This is a genomic window from Nonomuraea terrae (assembly GCF_044465245.1).
Classification (GTDB): domain Bacteria; phylum Actinomycetota; class Actinomycetes; order Streptosporangiales; family Streptosporangiaceae; genus Nonomuraea; species Nonomuraea terrae.
This window is the reverse complement of sequence record NZ_JBITLL010000003.1, coordinates 1-24,260: the sequence shown is the minus strand read 5'-3', so window position 1 is coordinate 24,260 and position 24,260 is coordinate 1. Positions and strand designations below refer to the sequence as shown.

At 72.6% G+C, this 24,260-nt stretch carries 18 protein-coding genes; 12 read left to right on the top strand and 6 right to left on the bottom strand.

Annotated elements, in window-relative coordinates; genetic code table 11:
- Positions 1 to 199 precede the first annotated feature (199 nt).
- The 3 genes from ACIBP6_RS12535 to ACIBP6_RS12525 all read left to right on the top strand — a co-directional run bounded on the left by ACIBP6_RS12535 (position 200) and on the right by ACIBP6_RS12525 (position 9,541).
- Entirely contained in the window at positions 200 to 2,944 is a 2,745-nt protein-coding gene (locus tag ACIBP6_RS12535) for an ATP-binding protein (RefSeq protein ID WP_397051572.1), read from the top strand.
- Between the two features lie 170 nt (positions 2,945 to 3,114).
- Positions 3,115 to 5,499 carry a BTAD domain-containing putative transcriptional regulator gene (locus tag ACIBP6_RS12530; protein WP_397051570.1) on the top strand — a complete coding sequence of 795 codons (2,385 nt, stop codon included), beginning with the start codon at positions 3,115 to 3,117 and terminating at the stop codon, positions 5,497 to 5,499.
- 277 nt (positions 5,500 to 5,776) lie between these two features.
- Entirely contained in the window at positions 5,777 to 9,541 is a 3,765-nt protein-coding gene (locus ACIBP6_RS12525; protein ID WP_397051568.1) for an nSTAND1 domain-containing NTPase, read from the top strand.
- Here ACIBP6_RS12525 and ACIBP6_RS12520 read toward each other — a convergent pair.
- Both ACIBP6_RS12520 and ACIBP6_RS12515 read right to left on the bottom strand, forming a co-directional pair.
- Complete coding sequence (locus tag ACIBP6_RS12520; protein ID WP_132614365.1) at positions 9,513 to 9,887, bottom strand: hypothetical protein; 375 nt, start codon at positions 9,885 to 9,887, stop codon at positions 9,513 to 9,515. The two genes, ACIBP6_RS12525 and ACIBP6_RS12520, sit on opposite strands and share 29 nt — an antisense overlap.
- 159 nt (positions 9,888 to 10,046) lie before the next feature.
- Positions 10,047 to 10,748, bottom strand: a complete 702-nt coding sequence (locus tag ACIBP6_RS12515) for an SDR family oxidoreductase (RefSeq protein WP_397051566.1) — start codon at positions 10,746 to 10,748, stop codon at positions 10,047 to 10,049.
- Between the two features lie 94 nt (positions 10,749 to 10,842).
- Between ACIBP6_RS12515 and ACIBP6_RS12510 the strand changes: the two genes are divergently transcribed.
- Positions 10,843 to 11,424: a TetR/AcrR family transcriptional regulator gene (locus ACIBP6_RS12510; protein WP_397051564.1), complete on the top strand. Its 582-nt coding sequence runs from the start codon at positions 10,843 to 10,845 to the stop codon at positions 11,422 to 11,424.
- Between the two features lie 134 nt (positions 11,425 to 11,558).
- Here the strand turns inward: ACIBP6_RS12510 and ACIBP6_RS12505 are convergent, their stop codons facing one another.
- Positions 11,559 to 12,467: an SDR family NAD(P)-dependent oxidoreductase gene (locus ACIBP6_RS12505; protein WP_397051562.1), complete on the bottom strand. Its 909-nt coding sequence runs from the start codon at positions 12,465 to 12,467 to the stop codon at positions 11,559 to 11,561.
- A 218-nt stretch (positions 12,468 to 12,685) separates the two neighbouring features.
- On the opposite strand from ACIBP6_RS12505, the gene ACIBP6_RS12500 reads away from it, so the two are divergent.
- A complete protein-coding gene (locus ACIBP6_RS12500; protein WP_397051560.1) occupies positions 12,686 to 13,144 on the top strand; it encodes a histidine kinase dimerization/phospho-acceptor domain-containing protein in 459 nt (152 codons plus the stop codon).
- Between the two features lie 51 nt (positions 13,145 to 13,195).
- The gene (locus ACIBP6_RS12495) at positions 13,196 to 14,041 is read left to right on the top strand and encodes a helix-turn-helix domain-containing protein (protein WP_397051558.1); all 846 of its coding nucleotides are present in this window, start codon (positions 13,196 to 13,198) and stop codon (positions 14,039 to 14,041) included.
- A 12-nt stretch (positions 14,042 to 14,053) separates the two neighbouring features.
- Here the strand turns inward: ACIBP6_RS12495 and ACIBP6_RS12490 are convergent, their stop codons facing one another.
- Entirely contained in the window at positions 14,054 to 15,394 is a 1,341-nt protein-coding gene (locus ACIBP6_RS12490; protein ID WP_397051556.1) for an FAD-binding oxidoreductase, read from the bottom strand.
- A gap of 182 nt (positions 15,395 to 15,576) precedes the next feature.
- Between ACIBP6_RS12490 and ACIBP6_RS12485 the strand changes: the two genes are divergently transcribed.
- Complete coding sequence (locus ACIBP6_RS12485) at positions 15,577 to 16,503, top strand: RNA polymerase sigma-70 factor (RefSeq protein ID WP_397051554.1); 927 nt, start codon at positions 15,577 to 15,579, stop codon at positions 16,501 to 16,503.
- A gap of 7 nt (positions 16,504 to 16,510) precedes the next feature.
- On the opposite strand, the gene ACIBP6_RS12480 is transcribed toward ACIBP6_RS12485, so the two are convergent.
- Positions 16,511 to 16,924, bottom strand: a complete 414-nt coding sequence (locus ACIBP6_RS12480) for an ATP-binding protein (protein WP_397051552.1) — start codon at positions 16,922 to 16,924, stop codon at positions 16,511 to 16,513.
- A gap of 300 nt (positions 16,925 to 17,224) precedes the next feature.
- On the opposite strand from ACIBP6_RS12480, the gene ACIBP6_RS12475 reads away from it, so the two are divergent.
- Genes ACIBP6_RS12475 through ACIBP6_RS12465 form a run of 3 tightly spaced genes read left to right on the top strand, consistent with a single transcriptional unit; the run spans position 17,225 to position 21,486 of the window.
- A complete protein-coding gene (locus ACIBP6_RS12475) occupies positions 17,225 to 18,274 on the top strand; it encodes an NAD(P)-dependent alcohol dehydrogenase (protein WP_397051550.1) in 1,050 nt (349 codons plus the stop codon).
- 9 nt (positions 18,275 to 18,283) lie between these two features.
- Entirely contained in the window at positions 18,284 to 20,113 is a 1,830-nt protein-coding gene (locus ACIBP6_RS12470) for a glycoside hydrolase family 15 protein (protein ID WP_397051548.1), read from the top strand.
- Positions 20,110 to 21,486, top strand: coding sequence for a glucose-6-phosphate dehydrogenase (locus ACIBP6_RS12465; protein WP_397051546.1), 1,377 nt, complete (start codon positions 20,110 to 20,112; stop codon positions 21,484 to 21,486). The genes ACIBP6_RS12470 and ACIBP6_RS12465 overlap by 4 nt, the downstream gene beginning before the upstream one ends.
- 9 nt (positions 21,487 to 21,495) lie before the next feature.
- Here the strand turns inward: ACIBP6_RS12465 and ACIBP6_RS12460 are convergent, their stop codons facing one another.
- Positions 21,496 to 21,978 (bottom strand): cation:proton antiporter regulatory subunit, encoded by a 483-nt coding sequence (locus ACIBP6_RS12460; RefSeq protein ID WP_397051544.1) that lies wholly within the window; start codon positions 21,976 to 21,978, stop codon positions 21,496 to 21,498.
- A gap of 262 nt (positions 21,979 to 22,240) precedes the next feature.
- Between ACIBP6_RS12460 and ACIBP6_RS12455 the strand changes: the two genes are divergently transcribed.
- Complete coding sequence (locus tag ACIBP6_RS12455; RefSeq protein ID WP_397051542.1) at positions 22,241 to 22,717, top strand: universal stress protein; 477 nt, start codon at positions 22,241 to 22,243, stop codon at positions 22,715 to 22,717.
- Positions 22,718 to 22,891: 174 nt separating this feature from the next.
- Complete coding sequence (locus tag ACIBP6_RS12450; protein WP_397051540.1) at positions 22,892 to 23,728, top strand: universal stress protein; 837 nt, start codon at positions 22,892 to 22,894, stop codon at positions 23,726 to 23,728.
- Positions 23,729 to 24,260 lie beyond the last annotated feature (532 nt).

Genomic DNA, 24,260 nt, shown 5'->3' with positions numbered 1-24,260 from the left:
CGGAAACCGGAGGTGTCGGTGTGGTTCGGCATGGGGGGAAGCCTAGGAGCAGGACGTCGACGAATGATCGACGTCCGCACCGGATCGCCTCTGCGGAACGTATACGTCCCCGCTCGGCACCGGGACGCGGCGTACCCCGGCCACTTCGGTAGTGTCGCCCTCGGGGGACTGACGCGGACACAACGGGGGGTGCCGCACCATGTCGCTTTTCGGACGGGAAACCGAGCTGCAAACCCTGGCCGAGCTCATCGACCGGCCGGGAGAACGCAGCGGCGTCCTCATCCACGGGGAGCCCGGCATCGGCAAGACCGCGCTGGCCGAGACCGCCGTATCGGCGGCGACGGCCGCCGGCTTCCGCGTGCTGACGACGACCGGCGTGGAAGCCGAGCAGAACCTCGCCTACGCCGGCCTGCATCAGCTGCTGTACCCGATCCGGGCGACCGCGGCCGCGCTCCCCGCCGCACAGCGCACCGCCCTGCACACCGCCCTGGGCCTCCCCGACCCGGCGAGGCCGGGCGCCGACCTCGCCGATCCGGGCGAGCCGAGCGCCTACCTCGTCGGGCTGGCCACGCTGAGCCTGCTGGCCGACACGGCCGCTGACCGGCCGCTGCTGGTCGTCGCCGAAGACGTGCAGTGGCTGGATCGCGCCGGCGTGGACGTCCTCGCCTTCGTGGCGCGCCGTATCGAGTCCGAGCCTGTCATACTGATCGCCACCCTCCGGGAGGACGAGCGCTCACCCCTGCGGGACGCGGGGCTGACACCGATGCACGTCGGGCGGCTCTCCGACGAGGTCGCGGCCGAGGTCCTCGGCTCGGTCGCCCCCGGCCTCGCCCCGGAGGCGCGGGCGCGGCTGCTGGAGGAGGCGGCGGGGAACCCGCTGGCGCTGACCGAACTCCCCGCCGCCGTGGGGGACCTCGCCGGGCCCGGCCCGGTGCTGCCGCTGAGCGATCGGCTGGAGCGCACGTTCACCTCCCGGATCTCCGCGCTGCCGGCGCCGGCCCGTACGGCGCTGCTGGTCGCGGCGCTGAACCAGAGCGACTCGGTGGCCGAGACGCTCGCAGCCGCCGGTCTGCTCCTGGGCCAGGCCGCCGAGCCGGAGATCCTCGCACCGGCCGTCGAGGCACGGCTGATCGAGCTGGGCGCCGGCACGGTGACGTTCCGCCACCCCCTGATCCGCGCGGCCGTCCCGGCCGCTGCGACGCTCGCCGAGCGCCGGCAGGCCCACCTCGCCCTCGCCGGCACGCTGCGCGAACAGCCGGACCGGCGGGCCTGGCACCGGGCCGCCGCGACCGGCGGCGCCGACGAGAGCGTGGCGGCCGAGCTGGAGTGCGCCGCCGACCGTGCCCTGCGCAGAGGCGGGGTCGCCGCGGCGGTCGCGGCGCTGGAGCAGGCGGCCCGGCTGAGCGAAGGCCAGGGCCCGCGGGCGGGCAGGCTGCTGCGAGCGGCCGAGCTCGCGGTCGAGTCAGGCCGCCGCGACACAGCCGAACGCCTGGTGCGCGACGCCCAGGCCCTCGACCTCACCCCGCGCCGGCGCGCCACCGCCGCCTGGCTGCTCAGCGGCTTCGAGGACGGCGTGCGCGAGGACGTCTCCCGCGTGCCGGAACTCGCCGAGCTGGCCGCCTCGGTCGCCGCGGAAGGACACGCCGAGCCGGCCACGCGGATCCTGTGGGGCGCCGCCATGCGCTGCTTCTGGTCCGAACCCGGCCCCGCCACCCGCCGGGCGCTGCTGGCCGTGGCCGACCGGCTGCCCCTGCCCGGCGGCGATCCGCGCATGGTCGCGATCAGCGCGTACGTCGCGCCGTTCGAGCGGGGCGCCGCCGTGCTCGACGGGCTCCGTACGCTGGCCGGGGCCGCCGGAGCGGACCCCGAGGTCGATCGTTACCTGGGCAGCGCGGCCCTGCAGGTGGGGGCGTTCGACCTGGCCGTCCGCTTCTCCGTGGCGGCCGCGCCCGGCCTGCGCGCCCAGGGCCGGCTCGGGCTCCTGCCCCGGGCGCTGGCCGTCCAGGCGTGCAGCGGGGCCAGGCTCGGCGACCTGGCCACGGCCGTGCCCGCCGCGGCGGAGGCCGCCAGGCTCGCCCAGGAGACCGGCCAGCCGTTCATGTACGGGCTGGCCAGGGCCGTCCAGGCGGAGATCGCCGCGTTGCGGGGCGACCACGAGGAGGCGCAGAGGCTCGCCGGCGAGGCGGAACGCCTCGCGCTCGCGCCGTGCGCCCGGCCGGTCCTGGCCACCGTCCAGCTCGCGCGCGGCCTGGCGGCCCTGAGCGAAGGGCGCTTCGACGACGCGTTCGCCGGGCTGAGCCGGCTGCTCGATCCCGCCGACCCGGCCTACCAGCTGGCCCTGCGCGCCTACTGCGTCGCGGAGCTCACCGAGGCCGCCGTACGCGCCGGGCGGACCGACGCCATGCGCCGCATCCTGCGCGAGCTGGAGCCGCTGGCCGCGTCGACGCCGTCGCCGGCATTGCACATCGGGCTGCGCTACGCGCGGGCCGTGCTCGCCCCGAACGAGAAGGCCGAGGCCCTGTTCACGGCCGCGCTGCGGGCCGACCTGACCGGGTGGCCCGCCGAGCGCGGGCGGCTGCACCTGGCGTTCGGCGAATGGTTGCGGCGCCGGCGCCGGGTGGTGGAGTCGCGGGCGCACCTGCGTACGGCCAGGGAGACCTTCGACGCGCTCGGCCTGGCCGCGTGGAGCGAGCGCGCCCGCCGCGAGCTGCGCGGCGCGGGGGAGTCGAGCCCGAACCGGGGCCCCGACGCGCGGGAGAAGCTCACCCCGCACGAGCTGGGCATCGCGCAACTGGCCGCCGAGGGGCTGACGAACCGGGAGATCGGCCAGCGGCTCTACCTGTCGCACCGGACCGTCGGCACCCACCTGCACCGGATCTTCCCCAAACTCGGGGCGAGCTCCCGGGCCGATCTCGCCCGCATGTTGCGGACGCTGGGGGAGTGACTGCTCCCGCGGCGGCCGGATGACCCCGCAGGCGTACGTCATGGGGGCGAGTGACGTACACGGACAGCGTCACGTGACGGTCGCGGCGGCCGGCCGCGCGAGCCTAGCGTTGCCGGATGTAGCGGACCCACACGTCGGGTCCACCTCTCCTGAAGGGACGCATCCCGATCGTGATCGGACAACCGGCCGGTGTCTCGGCCCGGTTCACCATCCTCGGGCCGCCCGGTCTTCATTGCGGGGACACGCGGCTGGATCTCGGATCGCCGCAACAGCAGGCCGTCCTGATGCTGCTGCTGGCCCACGGCGGCGGCTTCGTGGGGATCGGTGAGCTGATCGACGGAGTGTGGGGCGAGCGCGCGCCGGTCAGCTGCGAACCGGTGATCCGCACGTACGTCTCCCGCATCCGGCGGCTGTTGGCGGAGCACGGCCTGGACTCGGCGATCTCCTCGCGGTCCGGCGGTTACATGCTCGACCCGTCGTCGTTCGCGCTGGACGCCGGCGAGTTCGACGAGCTGGTGGAGACCGCCCGGCGCGAACGCGCGGACGGCCGCCTCATGGTGGCGGCGAAACGCCTGGAGCAGGCGCTCTGCCTGTGGACGGGCACCGCGCTGGCCGGCGTGCCCGGCGAGGCCGCCGAACGCGAGCGGCACCGGCTGGAGCGGCTGAAGCTGACCGCCACGCAGGAGCTGCTGCGGCTCCAGCTGGACATGGGCGAGCACGCCGAAGTGGCGGCCGAGGTCCCGCCGCTCATCGAGCTGAACCGTCTGGAGGAGCCGCTCTACGAGATCTACCTGCTCGCCCTGTACCGCGGCGGCAGGCGGGCGGAGGCGCTGGAGGCCTACCGGATGGTCCGCGACCTGCTGGACAAGGAGCTGGGCGTCGGCCCCGGGCCGAAGCTGCGGGCGATCCACGAGAGGATCCTGCGGGCCGACGCCGACCACGACGAGTTCGCGACTCCGTGGACCGGCGGAGGCGCACGTCCGGACCGGCACTTCGTCGGCAGGGCCGCGGAGCGGGCCACGTTCCTGGAGCTGCTGCGCGACGACCGCGGCGGCGGGTCTCCGCTGCTGTTCGTCCGCGGCCCCACCGGGATCGGCAAGTCGGCGCTGCTGCGCGCGTTCGCCGCCGACGCCACCGCCGCCGGCCGGCGGGTGTGGCACCTCGACGGCTCGGCCCACGACGCGCGCGAGCGCTTCCGGCGATGCCCCCGGGAGCTCTCCGGTGCCGAAGGCCCGGTCCTGCTCGTCGACGCCTTCGAACGGCTGGACGACCTCGAACCGTGGCTGCGCGACGAGTGCCTGCGTCAGCTGCCCGGTGGCTCGGTCGTCGTGCTGGAGGGCACGAACGGGCCCAGCCCCGGCTGGCTCACCGATCCGGCCTGGTCGGGCACGATCGTGATCCGGCACCTCGACGCCCTCACCGCCGCGGAGTCTGCGCAGCTGCTCGAAGCCCGCGGCGTCGACCCCGGCCTGCGGACGTCCCTGGTGGACTTCGCGGCAGGCAACCCGTTCGCCCTGTCGCTCGCCGCGGAGGTCAGCAGGGACACGCCGGCCATGCCGTCGCGGTATGTCGTGGACACCGTGCTCGCGCGGCTGACCGGCGACGTGCCGACGCCCGCGCATCGCTGGGCCCTGCACGTGTGCGCGCACGCGCGCCACACCACCGAGGACCTCCTCAGGGCGGTGGTGCCGGGCGGCCCGGCGGCGGAGCTGTTCGACTGGCTCCGTGCGCAGGCCTACGTCGAGCCGGCCGTCCACGGCCTGGAGATCAACGGTGTGCTGCGCGAAGCCCTCGACCACCACCTGAGGTGGCGTGACCCGGTCGGCTACGAGCAGATGCACCTGCGGATCCGCCGCTACGTCATGGGACGGCTCCTGCGCGACGCCCGCGAACCCCGGGCGAGCGTCGCGGTGATGCGGACGATCGGTCACCTGCGCCGGCGCGGCGGTGTCGTGAACCGGTACGTCTCGCAGGCCGGCGACGCGGGCGTGCGGGAATCGCCGGTCACCCCCGCCGACCACGAGGAGCTCGTCACCATGGCCCGCGACCACCACGGCGAGTGCACGGCGGCGTCCGTCCGGTTCTGGCTGGGCCGCCGGCCGGGAGCGTTCTCCGTGCTGCGGTGCCGCACGACCGGGGCGCTGCGCGCCTTCATGAGCCGGCTCACCCTGGGCGAGCCGCAGCGGGAGGAGCTGGAGGCGGACCCCGTCGTCGCCGGCATCTGGGAGGACGTGAGCCGGCGCATGGCCGTGCCCCAGGGCCTGCACATCGCGGTCGCGCGGCACCTGATCCGCCCCGCCGTCGAGGCCGGACCGTCCCCGATCACGGACCTCTTCCAGGCCCGGCTGTTGCGCGACTGGCTGCACGAACCGGGCACGGCTGCCTCGTACCTGGTCGTGGCGAACGGGCCGCTGTGGCGGCCGTTGATGCGATATCTGGGCCACCACGAGCTGGAATGCGCCCACCCCCCGTACGCGATCTTCGGCCACGACTGGCTCGCCGAACCGCCGGAGGAGTGGCGCGAGCGCCATCTGGACGAGGAACTGTGGGGGTGAGGTCAGGGCCCGCCGGCCCGGGGGCCGGCGGGCCCTGACCTCAGAAGGGCGTGTCTGCGCCTGGGCCGGCGCTGACGAGCGGGGTGGACGGAGCGGGTCGCCTCGGCCGTGGCCAACGGGATCTCGTCGAGCCGGGGCGGGCGCGCGACGTCGTCGACACGTAGCCGATGGGACGGTCTGGATCCAGGGCTTCAGTGGCGACATCGTGGTCTTGCCCGACCCTGTGAGGGATGCCTATTTTTGTGAAAGTTGATCTGCGGAGCTGGTCGGGGGTGCTGTGGGGCGGCGTGAGCAACCGCTGGATCCGTCCGAGGGGCCCATCGCACGTTTCGCGTTCGAGCTACGCAAGCTCCGTCAGGAAGCCGGCGGCCCGACCTACCGGGCGATGGCCGCCAGGGTGCACTATGCGGCCGCGACGCTGGCGCAGGCGGCCGCCGGCCACAAGATGCCGTCCCTGCCGGTCACCCTCGCCTACGTCCAGGCCTGCGGCGGGGACCCGGAGGACTGGGAGCAGCGCTGGCACGAAGCCGGCCGGGAGCACACGGCCGACCGGGCCGGGGCGCGGGCGCCCTATCGCGGGCTCGCCCGGTTCGAGGACACCGATCACGATCTCTTCTTCGGGCGTGACGCGCTCGTGGAGCGACTCTGCGCGCTCGTCGGGCGGCATCGGGTGGTGCTGCTGCTCGGCCCGTCCGGCAGCGGCAAGTCCTCGCTGCTGCGCGCCGGGCTGCTGGCCCGCCTGAGGGAGCTGGGATCGGTGAGCGTGCTGACGCCGGGACGGCATCCAGCCGTACCGGATGACGACGCGATCCTCGTGGACCAGTTCGAGGAGGTCTTCACCCTGGAAGGCAGGCCGGACGAACGCGCCGCGTTCATCGACGCGCTGCTGACCCGCGCCGCCGCGGGCGCACGGGTCGTCATCGCCGTACGCGCCGACTTCGCCGGCCACTGCGCCGGCCACCGGGCGCTGGCCGAGGCGGTGAAGGACGCCACCGTCCTGATGACCCCGATGAGCCGGGCGGAGCTGCGCGAGGCGATCGTCAGACCGGCCGCCGCCGCGGGGCTGATCGTGGAGCGGCAGCTGACCGCCCGCATCGTCGAGGAGATCGACGGCGAACCCGGCGGCCTGCCGTTGATGTCCCACGTGCTGCTCGAAACCTGGCGCCGCCGCCATGGCAGAGCGCTGACGACGGCCGCCTATGAGGCGGCCGGCGGCATCCACGGGGCGATCGCCCGTACCTCGGAGGAGCTCTACGCCGGTTTGTCGGAGGACCAGCGGCGCCGGTTACGGCGCCTCATGCTGCGCCTGGTCACCCCTGGCCAGGACGCCCCCGAGACCCGCCGCCCGGCCGAACGGGCCGAGCTGGTGACGCAGGCCGAGGACGAGCTGCTGCTGGAGCGGCTGGCCGGTGCCCGGCTCATCACGGTGGAGCAGGACCGGGCCGAGGTGGCGCACGAGGCGTTGCTGACCGCCTGGCCCCGGCTGCGCGGCTGGATCGAGGAAGACCGCGAGCGGATGCGGCTGCAGCGGCACCTCACGGAGGCGGCCAACGCCTGGCTGGAGCTCGACCGCGACCCCGGCACCCTGTATCGCGGGACGCGGCTGTCCGTCGCACGCGAGCACCTCGCCGGACGCGGCGATCTCACGCCGCTGGAACACGAGTTCCTGGCCGCCGGAATCGCGGCTCACGACCGCGCACGGCGCCGCAGGAGACGGCGCACCGCGGCCGTGTCGGTGCTGCTGGTCCTGGCCCTGGTGACGGGAACGCTGGCCTGGCAGCAGAGCCAGATCGGCCAGCGGCGCCAGCGCGAGGCCGACGCCCGCCAGGCCGTCGGCGTCGCCGAGAGCCTGCGCGAGTTCGACCCGGTCACGGCGATGCGGCTCAGCCTCGCCGCCTGGCAGCTGGCCGACCTCCCGGAGACCCGCTCGGCCCTGCTCACCGCGAGCGGCCAGCGGCAGCAGGACACCTTCGTCCCCGTCAGCGAACGACACGCCAGGCATCACCTGAGCCTCGACGGCCGCACGCTGACCAGTGTCGGCACGTCCGAGATCTCCGTCTGGGACGTGGGGACCCGCCGTAGGACCGCCTCCCTGCGGGGCTCCGGCTTGCACGAGACGGGCACGTTCAAAGGCGACGGGCAGAGGCTGCCCATCGTGGGACCGGCGGGCGAGGTGAGGCTGTGGGACCTGCCCACCGCCCGCCAGGACGACAAGGCCCTGGGCGTCGTCACCGACGGGACCGAGTTGAGCACGAGCGGGCGCAGCCTCATCGGCTATCGCGCCATCGGCTCCCGGTACGAGATCCAGGTGTGGGACACGGCCGACCGGCGCACCCTGTTCCAGGTGCGCACCCCGCGGGACGCCGCCGCGGGGGTCCGCGCACGACCGACCGTATGGGGCCTCGGGGCCCCGATGGAGCTCAGCAGCAACGACGGCCGCTACATGACGGACGGGCTCGTCCCGGACGCGACGCTCAGCGCGGACGACCGTCTGCTCGCGCTGTGCGTTCCCGGCGAGCGGCTGCAGCTGTGGGACGTCCGTGCGGGCCGCCGGTTGACCGCGCCCTGGGCGCCCGAGGTCACCCTCCGGCAGTGTCAGTACGAGCACGTGCGCTTCACACCCGACGGCCGGGGGCTGGCGGTCATCGCCGAGTCCGAGGTGCGCGTCTGGGACATCGGCTCCGGGGCGGAGCTGAGACACATCCGCCACCCGGACGTGCGGGACATCGGGTTCAGCGCCGACGGCGTGTTCGTCGTCACCGCCGACGACTCCGAGATCAGGCTGTGGCGATCCGCCGCCCCTGGCACTCCTGACCTGCCCGCGTTCCGGCACGTCCTTGCCGGTGAGCAGGCCACCGACCTGAGGGTCGATCCGCACGCGAACTGGATCCGCTACCTTTCAGGCCCCGCGGGTCTCCAGAGCACGAGCGTCAGAACGCTCCATCCGGGCAGGGCCACCACCGCGGAATGGCACGACTCCGTCGCCGTGGCTGCTGTCTTCGGCCCCGGCGGCGCAAGCCTCGCGCGCGCCTACCACCGGAACGATCCGGACGACGTCCGCGTCCAGATGTGGCGTCCGGACAGCGGGCGACGCCCTGTCGAGTTGCCGCGGAGCCCTTGCCCGCCGGAACCGGATCCTTTCTGGGGCTGTGCCCCGTTGCTGGCGTTCAGCCCGGACGGGCGAAAGCTCGCGTACATGATGGTGGGAGGCGACGACGATCAGCCACCACCGCGGCTCGTCCTCTGGGACACCGTCGAGCAGCGCGTGACGGACACGTTCGCCGTCCCCGACGACGGCTCGCCCGCCGGGGCGGTGATCTTCGGCTCCACCTCCGCGTCCTTGCTGGTCCTCGCGGGATTGTCGTCGGGCGCCACGCGACTGTGGGATCTGCGGCGGCGGACCAGCGTCGAGGTCGACGGTGGCGTCACCGGATACGGACCCGCGTTCCACCCGCGGCACGGCGTCCTGGTCACCACCCATGGGCATGTCGTCCACCTGCCGTCCGGCTCGCCGGTCAAGGGCTCCGGCAGCCCAGGGGAGAACAGCGTGCTGGCCTTCAGCCCCGACGGCGGCCACCTCGCCGCGGGCGACGACTCAGGACGGGTCGCCATGTGGGACGGCCGGCTCACCCGGCGGCTCGGCGTACTGACCCCACCGGACGCGGCCGCCTCGCCCGGAGCGGGAGTCACCGCGCTGGCGTTCTCGCCCGATGGCCGCGTGCTCGCCGTCGCCAGAGGCAGGGAGTCGGTGCAGCTCTGGGACACCGTCGCGCGCCGGCCGATCGGGTCGAGCCTGCCGACGGCCGGCGACTACATCCTCGCGCTGGCCTTCAGCCCCGATGGCCGCACCGTGTACGCCTCGGGACAACGCGTGCCGCTGCAGACGTACGAGATCAGCCCGGACAGTGCGGCGGCCCGCGTCTGCGAACGCGCCGGCGGCGGGCTGTCGCCCCAGGAGTGGGAGACCTACTTCCCGCACTACGACCACCGGCCGACCTGCCCGCGGGAGCCGGTCACGGGTGTACGGCGCGGATCTCCGTGACGGTGAACTCGTCGACGACGTGCCGGTTCTGCACCAGGAACCCGACGACGCCCGCCACCGCCTCCGCGGCCACCGCCGCTCGCACCTGGCCGCTCAGGAGGTAGACGAGCGGCGTCGACGGCTGGGTGAGGGCGAAGCTGCGGTCATGGCGGTGGATGTCCTGCAGGGCCCTGATCGGGATCGGCCGCGCGGTGGTGAACCACGCCGCGACGTCCCACAGCGGCAGGGACAGATCGGGCTCGGCGGAGGCGTGGTAGCAGCTGACGCAGCCGTCACCGGCGTGCTCACCGTGCGGGCACGTCCACTGGGCGACGTCGGCCTGCCGGTGGTCGCGGGCGTTCAACATCGCGGACTCGACGACGCGGCGGCGCGGCGGTCGTGGCGAATCGGGCGGGAAGGAATCGCTGCTGATGATCGAACCCCTTCGTGCCTACGTCACATGCCTGAGGTCAGTCTCGCACGGGCCGGCGCCGGTTGAGCGTTCCCCCGCCCTGCGTCCTCGGCCCTACTCTGCCAGTTGCGGGTACAGGGCCTCCAGGTCCGCGGACAACGCGGCCTTCACGTGCCGCGAGACGTCGTCGGCCAGCACCTCATGGGCTCCCTGCTCGATGCCGTCGAGCGCGAGCGCGGCGACCTCGTGGGCGTCCGCCTTGGGCGCGTCGACGCCCACGGCCATGTCCGTGTCGACGTAGCCGACGTGCAGCCCGGTGACGGCGATGCCGCGCGGGCGCAGCCGCAGGCGCAGTGCGTTGGTCTGCGACCACAGGGCGGCCTTGGAGGCGCTGTAGGAGGTGCCGTCGGTGAACCAGGACAGGGCGGAATGCATGGTGAGGATGTGGCCGCCGCCGTTGCGCTCGATGATCGGCACGAAGGCGCGCGTGGCGAGCAGGGGCCCGTAGAAGTTGATCTCGAACTCCTGCCGCACGTCGTCGATCGAGGGGCCGAGGTACTCGCCGCGGATCGCCGCGCCCGCGTTGTTGATCAGGATGGTCACGTCCTGCGCCTGGGCGGCCGCCGCGGCCACGGAGGCGGCGTCGGTGGCCTCCAACGCCACGGGGACGGCGTCGGGGTGCGTCACCGCGCGCGGGTCGCGGGCCGTCGCGTAGACCTTCGCGGCGCCGCGCTCGTAGAGCCGCTCCACCAGGGCTTTCCCGATGCCGCGGCTGCCGCCGCTGACGAACGCCACCGAGCCTTTGATGCTGGTCATGAGACACCTTCCCACGCAAGGAAACCGATCGGTTTCCAGCTCACTGTAAACCGATCGGTTTCCAGATGGCAAGCGGAGCGGTTAGCCTTGGCACATGACGGATACGACGCAGGCGGCTCCAGCCTCGACCCGTGATCGCCTGCTCGACACCGCGGCAGAGCTCTTCTACCGAGACGGCGTAGGCGTGGGCGTCGAGGTGCTGTGCCGCGCGGCAGGGGTGTCCAAACGCTCGATGTACCAGCTGTTCGGCAGCAAGGACGAGGTGGTCGCGGCGAGCCTGGAGCGCAGGCTGCCCGTCTCGGAGGCGTTCCTGCTGCCGCCCGCCGACGACGACCGCCCGCCGCGGGCGCGGATCCTGCACGTGTTCGAACGCCTGGAGGTGATGACGGCGGAAGCGGACTTCCGGGGGTGCCCCTTCGTGGCGGCGGCCGTGGAGGTCAAGTCGCCCGAGCATCCGGCGAGCCTGGTCGCCCGCCGGGCCAAGAACGCGCTGACCGCGTTCTTCCAGGGGGAGGCCGAACGCGGCGGGGCCGGGGACGCCGCCCTGCTGGCCCGCCAGCTGACCGTGGTGTTCGACGGTTGCGGGGCGCGCGCCGTTGTACAGGCGCAGCCGCTCGACGGACTCGCCGTCGTGACGGCCGCCGCCCTGCTCGACGGCGCGGGCATGCGTTCCTGACGGGCCTCACCCTCGTCGGCTACACCGCGGCCCCCGGCGCGCCGAGCGCCGACTCCCTCCGCCTCCTGTCCGCCTGGGCCGCCACCCAGGACCACGACCACTCCACAGCTGACCCCCCACGCCGCACGTCCGCGTCATTCCCGCGCTGCCTCGACCGCGTAGTCCCACAGACGGTCGGCGGCGACCGGGTCGACGGACCAGGCCGCGACGCCGCCGGTCGCGTCGGGGCCGCCCGGCACCACGTCGGCCTCCTGGTTGTCCGGGCGGAAGAACCGGCCGGTCACGCCGTCCAGCAGCGGGGACGCCGCGAGCATCACCGAGGTGGAGGCGCCCTGCTCCGGGGTCTTGAAACGGTCCGGGGTCAGCAGGTTTCCCTCGTCGTCCATCGCGCCCATCGCGCGCATGGTGGCATCGTCGAGGTGCCGCTGCAGATTGGTGTGGATGCTGCCCGGGTCGAGCGCGTTCGCGGTGACGCCGTCGGCGGCCCAACGCCGGGCGATGCCGACCGCGAGCAGCACGTCGGCCGTCTTCGACTGCGCGTACGCCACCCAGCGGTCGTACGGGCGGCGCTCGAAGTGCGGGTCGTCGAAGTCGAACGGCGAGCGCAGCTGAGCGCCCGAGCTCACCATGACCACCCGCGCGTCGCCGGCCTGGCGGAGGTTGTCGCGCAGGCCGGCGATCAGCGCGAAATGCCCGAGGAAGTTCGTCGCCAGCTGCAGCTCCCAGCCGTTGGCGGCGACCTCGCGGGTGGGCAGCGCCATGATCCCGGCGTTCGCCACGATCGCGTGCACCGGCCCGGTCCACCCGGCCACGAACGCGCGCACCGAGCGGAGGTCGCTCAGGTCCATGGCCCGCTGGCCGGCGGCGGGGTTGCGGGTCGCCACGGTCACCTCGGCCCCCGCGTCCCGTAGAGCGCGGGCGGTCTCCAGGCCGATCCCGGAGGCGCCGCCGGTGACGATGATCCGGCGTCCGGTGAGGTCGACGCCGGCGAGGATCTCGGCGGCCGTCGTCTTGGCATCGAAAGGTGTGCTGATACGTGTCACGACAGTCACGGTAACCACCACGGGCTGGACGTGGAATGGCCTTGAGTCCGACTTACTTGCGCCGTCGTCCAGAAAGCCGAGACGTACGGAACGCTCGGAAGGTGGTCCTGGCCGGACCTAGTCACCGGAAGGCCAGCTGCGGCCGCTCGTGCGCATGACTTCCGGCGTTTCATCTCATGGGACGCCCGGAAGCCCAGTGATCGGAAAAGGGGATCGACGTGAGCGCCATCAGCACCTCCGAGCCGCGACCGTGCACCTACCTGCTGGACGCCATGGCAGGCGAGCTCGAACTGATCAACCACGGCGACACCGGCCGGCGGATGACGGAGGCGGCGGATGCCGCGGCGACCCGGCTGGTCCGCGCGATCAACGCCGCGCTCGCCCGGAGCGAGGAGGCCGAGAAACGCGCCCGGTGCCTGCTGGAGGAGCAATGCCGGCTCGGCGCGGATGCCGCGCACGCGCTGCGTACGCCGGTCGCCGCCCTGCGCGCGGAGCTGGAGGAGGCCGTGCTGAACCGGGGCCACGTCGATCTGGACGAGCTGCTGAGCCGCACCCTCAGCGCCGTGGGACGGCTCCAGGAGGTCATCGAGCAGTTGCAGCTGCTCGCCGGTCCGTCCGTCGCCGTGCTCGAAGCCGGCGGGTACGGCGAGCGGCTCAGGCGGTTCGCGCCGAGGTGAGCGTCCGGATGCGGCCCATGGCTTGACCTGCGCACATGCGATACTGGCAGCATGAAGCAGCCGGATGAGCTGCGCGAGTTCCTGCGTTCCCGCAGGGCCCGGGTGACGCCGCGGGACGTGGGGCTGCCGTGGCGCGCCAACGGCCGCCGGGTCGCGGGGCTGCGCCGCGAGGAGCTCGCCCTGGCGGCCGGGGTCAGCGTCGACTACTACACGAGGATGGAGCAGGGGCGCGTCGGCAACGTCTCCGACCAGGTGCTGGAGGCGGTGGCCGGTGTCCTGCGGCTCACCTCCGAGGAGCTGCGTCATCTGCGCGAGCTCGTCAACGGCCGCCGTGACACGCCGGCGCATTCGCCGGGCCCCTCACCGATCCGGCCGCGGGCCGCGCTGCGGGACATGCTCACGATGCTCGACCCCGTGCCGGCGCTGTTGATGACCGAGGTCCTGGACATCGTGGCGATCAACCGGATGGGCGCCGTCCTCATGGCCGACTTCGGCGCCATGCCCCTCGCCGAACGCAACGAGATCCGCTGGTTGTTCCTCGATCCGCGGGCCCGCGACGTCTTCGCCGACTGGGAGGACATCGCGATCGAAACCACGGCCTGGCTCAGAGGCGCGCTGGGCAGGGCCGGCAGCAGCCCCCGACCGCGTCAGCTGGTCGACGAGCTGACCGCCCGGTCCGCCGAGTTCGTCCGCTTCTGGGCCGAGCACCGCGTGACGTACTGCACGTACGGGGTCAAGCGTCTCCGCCATCCGGCGGTGGGCACGATGGCGCTCAACTGGGAGTCGTTCGCACCCACCGCCGACCCCGACCTGTTCCTCGTGCTGTACACCGCTCCGACCGGCTCCCCGGCGGAGGAGAAACTCGCGGCGCTGGCGGCATCGGCCCTGACGCGATGAGGGCGGCGGAGCCTACCGAGGCCGGACGTTGTGGTTGCCGGCGAACAGGTTGCCAGGGTCGTACTGCCGCTTGACCGCCGCCAGCCGCCGGTAGGTCTCCGTCGGATAGATCGCGGCGACGTCCTCCTCGGCGGCGGAGGCGAGGAAGTTCGCGTACGCGCCGTTGACGTGCGGTGCGAGTCGCCGCCAGATCGCCGCCAGGGCGGGACCCGCGGCCTCGACGACCGGCTCCGGACCCACGATGGTGGTGACGACCATCAACTCCGCCTGGCGATACGCGTAGGCGGTGGCGTCGCCGGGGACCCGGGACACCGCGCCGCCGACGCTGCGCACGGAGATGGCCGGCGGCCGCCCTGAGGTCCCTACCTCGGCGAGGACCCCGAGGGCCTCGGCCACCGACTCCTTCCCGACGAACGCGCTTCGGGTGACGAGCCGGATGCCGGGCGGCGGGATCATGCCGTCGACCAGGGTGTCCGCATAGGGCGTCAGCGCGACATCGTCGTCGATCACTGTGCCGAGCCGCCGGATCGGGTCGATCGCCTTGGCCGCGAGCCCCGGGTCGTCGCCGTCGAAGGAGACGCAGATCTCGACCGGCGCTTCGGCGCCGCCGGCGAACGGATTGGCCACGTTCGCGATGGAGGTGAGCTCTTCGGGGGCGGTGCGGAGGTGGTCCGCCCATCCCTGGAGCACGGTGGCCGCCTCCGCCGCCGGGAAGGTGATCCTGCCGTAGAAGACGTCCGTCGTCGGGTGCGCCGCGAACTCGAAGGCGGTCACGATCCCGAAGTTGCCGCCGCCGCCGCGGATCGCCCAGAACAGCTCCGGGTTCTCCGCCGCGCTCGCCCGCACGACCTCTGCGCCGGCCGTGACCAGCTCGGCGGCGACCACGTTGTCCAGGGCCAGGCCGTACTTCCTGACCTTCCAGCCGATGCCGCCGGTCAACGTCAGCCCGCCGACGCCGACGCTCTTGGTGTCGCCCGAGGAGATCGCCAGGCCGTGCGGGGCCAGGGCGGCCGCGACCTGACCCCAGGTGGCGCCGCCGCCGATCCGCACGAGGTGACGTTCCCCGTCGACGATCTCCACGTTCGCGAGTCCGCCGAGGTCGATCACGATGCCGCCGTCGTTGGTGCCGAAGCCGGGAAAGGCGTGGCCGCCGCCGCGTACGGACAGCGGCAGCCCCGCGCCGGCGGCGAACCTGACGCCGGCTCGCACGTCGCCGACGCTCTTGGGCCGCAGGACGTAGGCCGGGCTGCCGGAAGCCAGCACCGAGCGGCCGGCCGCCTCGTACTCCGCTGCGCCCGGTTCGATGATGTCGCCGCCGAAGTCACGGCGAAGGGTTTCAAGCGCTGAACTCATGACGTTCCTTTGTCGTGTGCCGCAGTGAACGACCACAAGATGCCGACGGCCCGGTCCTTGTGACAGCGCGCCCGTGTGACGTACGCCACAGGCAGGCGGCTCCGGCGGCGCACGGCTGTCACAAAACGGCGGGGCCCGGGGTCTGATGGGTGACACAGTCGGAAAGTGAAGAGGAGCCACCCATGGCCGGCACGTCGACCGCGCCCGAAGATCGCGGCGGGGACATGAGCCAGGACGACCGCCCGGACGCTGCGACCAAGGCGTTCCTCGCCCACCGCAACCTGCTCTTCACCGTCGCCTACGAGCTGCTCGGCTCGGCCGCCGACGCCGAGGACGTCCTGCAGGAGACCTGGCTGCGGTGGGCGGGGGTCGACCTCGGTGCCGTACGGGATCAGCGTGCCTACCTGGTCCGGATCACCACCCGGCAGGCGCTGAGCCGGCTGCGCACCCTCGGCCGGCGCAAGGAGTCCTACGTCGGCCCCTGGTTGCCCGAGCCGCTGCTCACCACGCCCGACGTGGCCGAGGACGTCGAGCTCGCCGAGAGCGTCTCGATGGCGATGCTGCTGGTGCTGGAGACGCTGCAGCCGACCGAGCGGGCGGTGTTCGTGCTGCGCGAGGTGTTCGGCCTGGACTACGACGAGATCGCCGAAGCCGTCGGCAAGAACCCGGCCGCGGTCCGCCAGATCGCCCACCGGGCCCGGGCGCACGTCGCCGCCCGCCGGCCGCGCGGGGCCGTCTCCCAGGCCGAGTCCCGCGACGCGCTCAAGGCGTTCCAGCGGGCGGTGGAAACGGGCGATCTGCAACGCCTGCTCGACGTGCTCGCGCCGGATGTCGTCCTCCTGACCGACGGTGGCGGAATCAAGCGGGCCGCGCTGGAGCCCGTCATGGGAGCCGACCGGGTGATCGAGTGGCTCGGCAGGATCTCCCGCACGGTGTCGATGGAGCCGGCACAGGCCAACGGGCACCCGGCGCTGATCGTCCGGCTCGACGGCGAGATCGAGACCGTCATCGCGGTGCGCGTCGACGACGGCGTCATCACCGGGCTCTACGCCGTGCGCAATCCCGAGAAGCTGTCGCACATGAAGCGGGAGACCGCCCTGCGCCGGTGAATCCGTCTCAGCCGGTGGCCATCTCGAACCACACCGTCTTGCGGCCGCACCCCGGGCTCCGGTCGACGTCCCACCGGTCGGTCAGATCGTCGACCATCTTGAGCCCGCGGCCGCACGCGGCCAGGGAACCGCCCGGGAGCGGCGCCAGCGTGGTGAGCGGGCCGTGGTCGGTGATCTCGCCCCGCAGGCCGCCCGGCGTCCGCCCGAGGCTGAAGGTGACGGGCGGCAGGGCGTGGCTGAGGGCGTTGGTGACGAGTTCGCTGACGACGAGCGTGGCGTCGTCGATCGTCGCCGGCATCACGTGCCACTCGGCCAGTGTGGTGCGGGTGAGCCTCCGTGCCAGGGCGACGGACCGGGGTTCGGACGGAAGGATCCAGCACTGGTCGAGCTGGCTGGGTGTGCATGCCGGGTGCGCGGACATTTCGGTCTCCGAGGATGGTCGGGTACTCACCGAAGTGCAACGCGGGAAGGAGGCCGGATCCAGGGCTTCACCTGGCCCGTTCGTGACTAGGTCTGGCCAGGACCACCCTCGGAGGCCTCAAGGATATTCGGAGCATTTCGGGCATTGTCCCTAAAGTTCCTTCCCTTTGATGGCATCGACCCGTGCGAGAGGCCAAACACTTGGGCGGCAGGTGCTCTGGAGCGAGGAATGTGGCGTAAGGCGCCGAGCCTGGGAGGGTATCGGGCTGTATCGGAGACAGCGGCGTGCTACGGGGGCGACATGAAAGCGTTCGTGATGAAGGAGATCGGCCACGTCGGTCTCGTGGACAAGCCGCTCCCGCGACCGGGTCCCCTCGACGCCGTCGTACGGACCACCAACGCCCTGATCTGCACGTCCGACTCCCACACCGTCAAGGGCGGCATCGGCCCCCGCGAGAACCTGACGCTCGGTCACGAGGCGGTCGGCGTGGTGCACGAGACAGGCGACCAGGTCAGGGGCTTCCAGCCCGGCGACCGGGTGCTCGTGGGCGCCATCACCCCCGACTGGGGCGACCTCGCCTCCCAGAACGGGCACCCGTCGCAGTCCGGCGGGCCGCTCGGCGGGTTCAAGTTCGCCAACATCAAGGACGGCGTCTTCGCCGAGTACTTCCACGTGAACGAGGCCGACGCCAACCTGGCGAAGATCCCCGACGAGGTCCCCGACGAGATGGCGGTCTACTGCGCCGACATGCTCTCGACGGGGTTCATGGGCGCGGAGAAGGGCGACATCCCGATCGGCGGGACGGTCGCCGTCCTCGCGCAGGGCCCGGTGGGCCTCATGGCGACCGCCGGCGCCCGGCTGCGCGGCGCCGGCCGGATCATCGGGATCGAGTCGGTCCCGAGCAGACAGAAGCTCGCCCGCTTCTACGGTGCCGACGAGATCGTCGACTTCACCACCGAGGACGTCGTCGAGCGCGTTCTCGCCCTGACCGACGGTCAGGGCGTGGACACCGCCATCGAGGCCCTGGGCGCCGACGCGACCTTCCAGACCGCCATCAAGATCACCAAGCCCGGCGGCACGGTCTCCAACACCGGCTACTACGGGGAGGGCGAATTCGTTCGCATCCCCCGCGTCGAGTGGGGGGTCGGCATGGCCGACAAGACGATCGCGACCGGCCTGTGCCCGGGCGGCCGGCTGCGCATGGAGCGGCTGCTGCGCGTCCTCGCGGGCAAGCGGCTCGACCCCACCCCGATGACGACCCACACCTTCCACTTCGACGAGATGGAGCGCGCCTTCGAGGTGTCGGACAAGAAACTCGAGGACGTCGTGAAGGTGCTGATCAGGTTCTGAGAGGCCGGCATGCTTGAGCTCGACCCGCCGTTCCGTCCGGTCCGCCGGCTCGACGGCTACCTGCCGCTGGAGGATCTCGGCATCATCGGCGACGGCGCGACGGCCGCGCTGGTCGGCCTGGACGGTTCGATCCCGTGGCTGTGCCTGCCCCGCTTCGACAGCGAGCCCGTGCTGTGCGGCCTGCTCGACCACGCCGGCGGCGGGCACTTCACCCTGACCGTCGAGGACCTGAGGGAGGCCAGGCAGCGCTACGAGCCCGACACCGCGGTGCTGGTCACCGAACTGCGCGGCGCGACCGGCGTGGTCAGGATCACCGACGCGCTGGTCCTGCGGGCGGGCGCCGACCTGACCGACGACTCGGGCGGCGGCCGGTCGGAGCTCGTCCGCTCCGCCGTCGTCCTGAACGGCGCCGTACGGCTGCGGGCGGAGCTGGCGCCGCGCGGCGGCGGGCAGTCCCGCGTCCTCGGCAGCGGCCTGGAAATACGTGCCTTCCGCCATCCCGACCTGCGCCTGCACCTGCGCTCCAACCGTCCGCTGACCGGGCTGCGCACCCAGCACGACCTGGTCGAGGGAGACCGGCTCGACCTGGTGCTCTCATGGGGTCGCATCCACCGCCATCACCGGTTCGACCCCGAGGCGATGCTGCGGGACACCGCCGACGCCTGGCGCCGCTGGATGCGCTCCTGCACGTACACCGGCCCGCACGAAGCGCTGGTCCGGCGCTCGGTGATCACGCTGAAACTGCTGGACGACTGGGTCAACGGCTCCGTGGTCGCGGCCCCCACCTCCTCGCTGCCCGCCCCGATCGGAGGTGTCCGCAACTGGGACTACCGCTACACCTGGATCAGGGACGCCGCCTTCGCCGTGTTCGCTCTGCGCCGGGTCGGCTTCGACGAAGAGGCCGACGCCTTCCTCGGCTGGGTCCTCGACGCCTTCGAACAGAGCGGTCTCCCGCGCATCATGTACACCCTCCGCGGCAACCCCGTACCCGAGGAGGTCCAGGACGGGGAGCTGGAAGGCTACCGGCGCTCCGCTCCGGTGCGGTGGGGCAACGGGGCGGCCGACCAGCGCCAGCACGACGTCTACGGCGAGGTGCTCGACTGCGCCGACCAGTGGCTGCTCCCCGGCCGCGAGCTGCAGCCCACGCTGTGGCACGGCCTGACGGAGCTCGCCGAGGCGGCCGCGCACACGTGGCGGCAGCCGGATCAGGGCATCTGGGAGATCCGCGGCGAAGGCCGGGTCTTCACCTACTCGGCCGGGATGTGCCAGGTGGCCCTGGACCGGGCCGCGGCGATCGGTGAGCGGCTCGGGCTGTCCGGGCCGATCGCGACGTGGCGCGCCACCGCCGAGACGTTGCGCGGGCTCATCCTCGACCAGTCCTGGGACGAGAAGGCGCAGTGCCTGAGCGAGCACCTCGACGGCGGCGGCAGTCTCGACGCCAGCCTGCTCGCACTGCCGCTGCGGAAGGTCATCCCGGCCGACCACCCGCGGATGGCGGCCACCACCGCGGCCATCGCCGAACGCCTGTCCGCCGGTGACGGCCTGCTCTACCGGTACCTGCACGACCGCTCGCCCGACGGCCTGCCCGGGGACGAGGGCGCCTTCCTGCTGTGCAGCTTCTGGCTGGTCGACAACCTGATCCTGCAAGGCCACCTCGAACGGGCCGAGGAACTGTACGCCTCGCTGTGCGCCCGCGCGAGCCCGCTCGGCCTGCTGCCGGAGCAGATCGAGCCGTCGACGGGCACGTTCATGGGCAATTTCCCGCAGGCGTTCAGCCACATCGGGATCATCGCGAGCGGCGTCAACCTCGCACGAGCGAAGGCGGGTATCACGACATGATCAACAGACTCGTGGTCTTCGGCGCCACGGGCGACCTCAACGCCCGCTACCTCCTGCCGGCACTGGCCGCCCTGCGAGCGGGCGGACACCTCGACGACCGGTTCGAGCTGACGTGCGCCGACAGGGGGGAGCGCAGCGGCGAGGAGTTCCGGGGCTGGGCGGCCGCGCAGCTGGAACGGCACTGCCCGGCCGAGCCGGCCGACGTCAGGAAGGCGATCGCGGACTCCGTCCGTTATCGGCAGGCGGACGCCACCGATGCCGCCGACGTCGCGTCGCTCGTCGCCGGTGACGGGCCCGTCGCCGTCTACCTCGCCCTCCCACCGGCGATCTTCCCCAGAACGGTCACCGCCCTGCACCAGGCGGGCCTGCCGCCGGGTAGCCGGCTCGTGCTGGAGAAGCCGTTCGGCGAAGACCTGGACAGCGCGGTGGAACTGAACCGGCTGCTGTCCGGCGTGCTGCCGGAGCAGGCGGTGTTCCGCGTCGACCACTTCCTGGCCATGACGACCGTCCAGAACGTGCTCGGCAGCCGGCTGGCCAACCGCGTGCTGGAGCCCATCTGGAACAGCGCGCACATCTCCGAGGTGGAGATCGTCTGGAACGAGACGCTCGCCCTGGAGGGCAGGGCGGGCTACTACGACGGCGTCGGCGCGCTCAAGGACATGGTGCAGAACCACCTGCTCCAGGTCCTGTGCCTGGTCGCCATGGAACCACCGCTCAGCCTCGGCGAACGCGATCTGCGCGACCGGAAGATCGACGTGCTGCGCTCCGTGCGGCCCTTCACGGACGACGATGTCGTACGCCGTACCCGCCGGGCCCGGTATCTGGCCGGCCGGATCGGCGGGCGCGAGGTCCCCTCCTACGTCGAGGAGGACGGCGTGGACCCCCGGCGCCGGACCGAGACGTTCGCGGAGGTGGAGCTGGAACTCGAAAGCTGGCGTTGGTCCGGCACGACCTTCCGGCTCCGCAGCGGCAAGGCGCTCGCGGACGATCGCAAAGAGGTCGCCGTACGCTTCCGGCCCGTGCCCCACCTGCCGTTCGAGCAGAACGGGGAGGCCGCGCCCAACGTGCTGAGCTTCGGGCTCGAACCCGAGAGCATGACCTTGGCCCTGACCGGCACCGGCTCCGGCGCGCGCACCCTCGCACCGCTCACGCTCACCGCGCGGATGGAGCCGCCCGGCCTCCCGCCCTACGGCCGGCTTCTCCTGGACGTGCTGCACGGGAACGCCGCGCTGTCCATCAGGGGCGACGAGGCCGAAGAGGCGTGGCGCGTGCTCGCCCCGGTCATCTCGGCCTGGGCCGGAGACGTCGTTCCGCTGCAGGAATACCCCGCGGGCTCCGACGGGCCCGCTGGTCCCGGCCGCTCAGGGACGTAGCGGCTGTCGTCACCCTCCGGCCAGGATGTCGGCCGCCGCGCTGATGCCTTCCGTGCTGCCCATGACGACCACCAGATCGCCGGGGGCGAAGACGAAGTCCGGGGCCGGGCTGATGAAGAGCGAGCCCGCGCGTGCCACCGCGACGACGGAGGCACCGGTACGGGTCCGCACCCGCGCTTCCCCCATGGGTCGGCCGGCGTACGGTGAGCCGTCCCCGATCGTGAGCTTCACGCTGACCGGTTCCTCGGCCGTGCCATGAGGGTCGCCGAGCCCTCGGTCCTCGCATGGGGAGCCGAGCAACCGCCCGACCGCGTTCGCCTCGTCGCCGTCCAGCTCGACGGTCTCACCGGCGAGGTCGGCATCGTCCGGGTCGTAGATCACCAGATCTCGGCGGCCGTCGCGGTGGCAGACCACGCCCAGCCGTTGTCCGGACCGCGTGGTGCAGTCGTGCCGCGTTCCGATCCGGGGCAAAGCCGTTCGTCGGATCTCCATGGTGCCAACCCCCGTTCGCGGGATACGTACCCACCGCCAACGACGTCATCTGGCACAGATGACCGAGTGCGACGGAAGGTTTCCCGGGCACCCTGCCCGGTCGGTCGGTCGGTCGCCCCGCCGCGCGAAGCCGAGGCCTCGTGGATGTGGAGCCCGCCAAGTGATGAGCCGCCTCGGTCTCCGGGTACGGCACGGACCAAAGGCCGGTAATGATGGAACAACGTCCGTGTATGACCGGATTGTGCCGTTCGATGATGGTGATATGAGAGCACACCAGATCGTGGTCGGCGCCGACGGCACCGCGGAATCGGAGGCCGCTCTGCTGTGGGCGGCGGCCGAGGCCGCCGAGGCACGGGGGCGGCTCGTCATCGTGCACGCGTGGGGAGGCCACCTCGGCCACAGAGCGCCGTACGCCCCGTACTCGCCGCACGCCGACCTCGCCTTCGAGCAGGAGTGCGCGGCCGCGGCGCTGGATCGCGCGGCCGCGTTCGTGCGGGACCGCCACCCCGGCGTCCCCGTCGAGCCCCGGCTCGCCCAAGGCCGGCCGGAGTCCGTCCTCCCGCAACACGCGCAGGGGGCCGACCTGCTGGTGCTCGGCTCCGCGGCGCGGCGGGACGACGGCGGGCTGGGCGCGGTCGTGCGGTCGTGCCTGGCCGGGCCGCCCTGCCCGGTCGTCGTGGTGCCCGCGACGGACCTGGCCGCACCTCGCACTTTCGCGGAGCTGGCCCGGGTCCGGTGACACGAACGCCGCTGCCTGTCCTGGGCCGTGCGGGCGGCGGCGGCGGACGTGGCGTGCGGCTGCTCACCGGCTCGGGGATGGCAGGGTCCTTCGGCCTGCGCGTGACCGACCTCCGGCCCTGCACCGCACAGGTGCGGGCGAGATGGGATGGAGACGCGGACGAAGGAGGACGCCATGATCATCGTAGGAGTCGACGGCTCGGTGACCGCAAGGGCCGCGGTGGAGTGGGCGGCCAACGACGCCTTCCGCATGCGGTTGCCGCTGCGGATCGTGCATGCCGTGGACCGCACGCCGTACCAAATCAGCAAATTTCCGGATCGGCCCGATGCGCTGCTGATCGAAGGGGCGAGGACCCTGCGCGAGGCGGAGGCGCTCGTCCACGAGCGCCGGCCGACGGTCGAGGTCACGACCCGGCAGGTGGAGGGCACGCCCGCCGCGGTGCTGCAGGAGCAGGCGAAGGAGGCCACCGAGTTGGTCATCGGCAGCCGCGGCCTGGGCGGGTTCGCCGGCGCGCTGCTGGGCTCGGTCAGCGCCCACGTCGCCGGACACGCCCGCTGCCCCGTCGTGGTGGTGCTCGGCGGGCACCGTCCGGTGTACGGGGAGGTCGTGGTCGGGGTGGACGACTCGCCGGAGTGCGAGCCGGCGCTGGCCTACGCCTTCGAGCAGGCCGCCCTGCGCGGCGCCACGCTGAGGGCCGTGCACGCCTGGCAGCTTCTGGTGCCCGCCTTCGCCATGGACGCCCCGTACGACGTGGACGAGCTCCGCACCGCCCAGCACAAGGTGGTCGGCGACAGGCTGGAGGCCGCCCACGCGCGGTACCCGCAGGTGACAGTGGTCGAGAGCGACGTCTCGGCAACGCCGGTGGACGCCCTCGTCGAGGCGTCGGGGCGGGCGGACCTGCTGGTGGTGGGATCGCACGGGCGTGGCGCGCTGGGCTCGATGCTGCTCGGCTCGGTCAGCCGCGGCTTGCTGCACCACGCGCACTGCCCGGTGGCCGTGGTCCGGACCTAGAGCGACCTGGAGCCCGTACGGGCCCGTGCGGTCACCGCTCTCCGGCGGCCGCACGGGCCGAGACCCGCCGACGAGTGCGTGTGAACGAACCCACGCCGGCCGAGGGGATCGGGACGAGCGCGACGAAGTCGACCGTGATGTGCCGCCCGATCGGCGACAGAAGGCTTCCGGTACGCAGGTGCAAAAGGGTGAAGCCGACACCGGTCACCCCCGCCATCGGTCCCGAGCACGGATGCGACTGCGTGCCGCGAACCGTAAGAGTTGACGAGTTCACCCGCGCTGTGCCATTCTGATGGCGGCACCGAGGTTGACATCTATCTTATGAGTAGACACCCGTTTCTCATTTACGTTATGCTGCTCCCTCGCGCTGCCTCTTGACGCCCTGGATTCTTCCGGGGCGTTCGGCGTGCGCGCAGTTCGATTCCATCCGTGCTCTCCGGAAGGACATCTGTTGGCAGCCTCGCGCAACGCCTCCGCCGTACCCGCTGGTCCCCGTCGCGTCTCCTTTTCGCGCATCCAGGAGCCTCTCGAA